This is a genomic window from Streptomyces sp. NPDC036984 (assembly GCF_055607665.1).
In genome coordinates this window covers 1-4247 of the sequence record NZ_JBVJRL010000064.1, presented here as the reverse complement: position 1 = coordinate 4247, position 4247 = coordinate 1, and the positions used below count along the sequence as shown (strand labels likewise).

General features: G+C 70.8%; 2 protein-coding genes. Both read left to right on the top strand.

Annotation, left to right across the window (positions count from 1 at the left end):
• On the top strand, positions 1 to 3285 hold a 3285-nt coding region (locus ACZ7DL_RS38910), incomplete at its 5' end, for a type I polyketide synthase (protein ID WP_470781770.1).
• 36 nt (positions 3286 to 3321) lie between these two features.
• Positions 3322 to 4247: beta-ketoacyl synthase N-terminal-like domain-containing protein (locus ACZ7DL_RS38905; protein ID WP_470781768.1), on the top strand; the 926-nt coding region annotated here is incomplete at its 3' end.

Below are 4247 nucleotides of genomic sequence, written 5' to 3'. Positions count from 1 at the left end.
GAAGCCGCGGGCTGCCGCACCACACGGCTGCACGTCTCCCACGCCTTCCACTCCCCCCTCATGCAGCCCATGCTCGACGACTTCCGCGAAGTCCTCCAGCAGGTCACCTACCAGACCCCCACGATCACCATCGTGTCGTCCGTCACCGGGAAGAACATCACCGACGAATGGACCACCCCCGACTACTGGGTCCACCAGGTCCGCGAACCGGTCCGCTTCGCCGACACCCTCAGCACGCTCACGGACGGTGGGGCGACCACGCTCCTGGAGATCGGTCCCGACGCCGTACTCACCACACTCGCCACCGGCCAAGTGCCCGGCTCGGTAACGGCAGTGGCCACCCAGCGCCGTAACCACTCCCAGCCCACGGCGCTGCTCACCGCCCTCGCCACCACCTTCACCCACGGCCACACCATCGACTGGGACGCCTACTACACCCCCGCACACCCCCACACGACACCCCTCCCCACCTACCCCTTCCAACACCAGCACTACTGGCTGCCCGTCACCCGCAACGCCGACGTCGCCTCGGCCGGGCTCGTGGATGCGCGGCATCCGCTGGTGGGTGCCGTGGTGGAGTCGGCCGAGGGCGGTGTCATCCTGACCGGACGCCTGTCGCTGGCCGAGCATGCGTGGCTGGCCGATCACGCCGTGGCGGGTGCGGTCCTGCTGCCCGGCACCGCGTTCCTGGAGTTCGCCGCTCGTGCGGCGGCGCAGGTGGGGCTGGACCGCATCGAGGAACTGATGCTGACGGCACCCCTGGTGCTTCCGGAGCGGTCGGCCGTCCAGGTGCAGATCAGGCTCACAGCCCCCGACGACGAGGGGCGGCGTGAACTGACCGTGCACGCACGGCCGGACGGGAGCGATCTGCCCTGGGCGCAGCATGCCATGGGCACGCTGACGGCCGCCGTCGCTCTCCCGGACAGCGCGGAGCTGCTGGAGTGGCCCCCGGCCGGCGCCGTCGAGCTGGCCACGGACGATGCCTACGAACGGCTGGCCGACCAGGGCTACCGCTACGGCCCCGCTTTCCAGGGGCTGCGGCGGGCCTGGCGCCGCGGCGAGCAGATCTTCGCCGAGGTCGCGTTGCCGTCCGGGCTGGGTTCGCAGGCGGCTTCCTTCCTGCTGCATCCGGCGCTCCTGGACGCCACGCTGCACGCGGCGATGCTCGACGCCCTGGACGGGGCGGCGGAGCCGGCGCTTCCGTTCGCCTGGAACGGGGTGAACCTCGGCAGCGCCGGGGCGTCCACCCTGCGGGTGTGCTTCTCGCCGAAGGCGCAGGACACGGTGTCGGTCGTCCTCGCGGACGGCGCCGGTACACCGGTCGCCACGGCGGAGTCCCTGGTGTGGCGGCCGGTGTCCGGCGACGCGCTGCGGGCCGCGGCCACGTCGTATCAGGAGTCCCTGTTCCGGTTGCAGTGGACGCCCGTGCCGGTGGGGTCACCGGCGCCGGATCCGGAGGACTGGGCCGTGCTGGACCTGCCGCTCGACGGTTCCCTGTCCACTGCGCTGGACGAGTTCGTCGGTGCGGACGGCCGGGTGCCGTCGGTGGTGGTGACCTCCTTCGGTCTGCCGGAGCGTTCCGGCGACGTCGCCGAGCAGGCTCATACGGCGGTCCGGCGAGCGCTGCGGCTCGCCCAGTCCTGGCTCGCCGACGACCGGTTCGAGTCGTCGCGGCTGGTCGTGACGACCCACGGTGCCGTTCCGGCCGACGGCAAGGAGGTCAACGACCTTCCGATCACGACGTCCCTGGCGCTGCTGCGCTCGGCCCAGACCGAGAACCCCGGCCGGCTGGTGCTCGTCGACCTGGACGAGGGCGAATCGGCCCGGCAGATGCTGCCCGCGGTGGTGGCCGGTGGTGAACCGCAGACACTGGTGCGGGGTGACTCCGTGCTCGCCGCCCGGCTGGTCAGGGTCGACGGTGGCCCGGTCGCCGCCCCGGAGGAGGTGTCGTTCCCGTCGGAGGGCACGGTGCTGCTCACCGGCGGTACCGGTGTGCTGGGCGCGGCGCTCGCCCGGCACCTGGTGACCGGGCACGGCGTACGGCACCTGCTGCTGACCAGCCGCCGCGGTATGGACGCCCCCGGTGCGGACGATCTGCTCCGCGAACTCACGGAGTCGGGTGCCGAGGTCACCATCGCGGCCTGCGACGCCGCCGACCGCGCCGACCTGGCCGCCTTGCTCGGCTCGGTACCCGAGGCGCATCCGGTCACCGCCGTCGTCCATGTGGCGGGAGTGGCCGACGACGGAGTGATCGAGTCGCTCACCCCGGAGCGCGTGGACGCGGTCCTGCGTCCGAAGGTCGACGCGGCCTGGAACCTGCACGAGCTCACCGAGGGCCTGAACCTGTCCGCCTTCGTGCTGTTCTCCTCGGCCGCCTCGGTATTCGGCGCGCCCGGACAGGGCAACTACGCCGCCGCGAACGCGTTCCTCGACGCGCTGGTGCATCACCGCCGGACGAACGGCCTGCCGGCAACCACGCTGTCGTGGGGACTGTGGGCCATGGCGAGCGGTATCACCGGGCACCTTTCCGAGGCCGACTTCCAGCGCATGGCGCGCGCCGGGCTGGTTCCCCTCAGCGAGGAGGAGGGGCTGGCGCTGTTCGACACCGTGCTGGCGCAGAGCCGGGCCTGGGTGCTGCCCATGCGGCTCGATCTCAAGGCGCTTCGGGGCATGGGAGAGGGGCTCTCCCCCCTGTTGCGGGAGCTGGTGCCGGCCGGTCCGCGCCGCTCGGCGGGACAGACCGCCGTACGGGACGCGGCGACGTTGGCGCAGCAGCTCTCGCAGTTGCCGGCCGAGGCACAGGACCGGCTGCTGTGGGAGGTCGTGAACGGTCAGATCACCACCGTGCTGGGCATGGCGTCCACGGAGGAGCTGAATCCCACGCGGCCGTTCCGCGAGCTGGGCTTCGACTCCCTCACGGCGGTCGATCTGCGGAACCGGCTGGGGGCGGCCACCGGTCTGAAGCTGCCCGCGGCACTGATCTTCGACCACCCGACTCCGCAGTCCATCGTCGATCTCCTGCGCTCGGAACTGATCGCTCAGGAGGTCGAGCCGGTCACCTTCGTCCTGGACGAGATAGGCAAGCTCAGCGAGTCGATCTCGGACATCCGGCTCGACGGGGCGGATCGCGCGCACGCCAGGCGGCGCCTCCAGGCGCTGCTGTCGCTCTGGGACGACGAGCAGGACGCGACCGAGACCGCGGAAGTCGTCGAAGGACTGCAGGAAGCGTCCGCGGAGGAGATCTACGAATTCATCGGGCAGGAATTCGGGATTTCGCTCGATTAACGGCCTCCAACACGCACTGAGGGTGGGAAGAAGGAAATGTCGAACGAAAAGAAGCTTCTGGGCTACCTGCAGAAGGTGACCGCGGACCTCTACCAGGCTCGTCAGCAGCTCCAGGAGAACGAGCAGCGGGACCGTGAACCGATCGCCATCGTCGGCCTGGCCTGCCGCTACCCCGGAGGCGTGAACTCGCCGGAAGACCTGTGGCGCCTGGTCGTCGACGGCCAGGACGCGATCACCCCGTTCCCGACCGGTCGTGGCTGGCCCGAAAGCCTTTACGATCCCGACCCCGAACATCCCGGTACGAGTTACTCCAACGAAGGCGGATTCCTGCACACCGCCGCCGAGTTCGACCCGGCGTTCTTCGGAATGAGCCCCCGGGAAGCCCTCAGTGTGGACCCGCAGCAGCGCCTGCTGCTGGAGGTGGCGTGGGAGACCTTCGAGCGCGCCGGCATCGATCCCCTGTCCGTGCGGGAGCAGCCCGTCGGCGTCTTCACCGGGATCATGTACGGCGACTACGGACTCCGGTTCCAGGAGGCACCCAAGGACTTCGAGGGATACCTGCTGACCGGCAGCGCGGGCAGCGTCGCCTCCGGGCGGATCGCCTACAACCTGGGGCTCACGGGCCCCGCGGTCACGGTGGACACGGCCTGTTCCTCGTCGCTGGTCGCCCTCCACCTCGCCGTCCAGGCGCTCAGGAACGGCGAGTGCTCCCTGGCCCTCGCGGGCGGTGTCACCGTGATGTCCACGCCGGGCACGTTCATCGAGTTCAGCCGGCAGCGGGGGCTGTCGCCCGACGGCCGCTGCAAGTCCTACTCCGCGTCGGCGGACGGTGTCGGCTGGTCCGAGGGCGTCGGTCTGCTCCTGGTCGAGCGCCTCTCCGACGCCCAGCGCAACGGCCACCAGGTGCTGGCCGTGGTCCGCGGCTCGGCGATCAACCAGGACGGCGCCTCCAACGGCCTCAC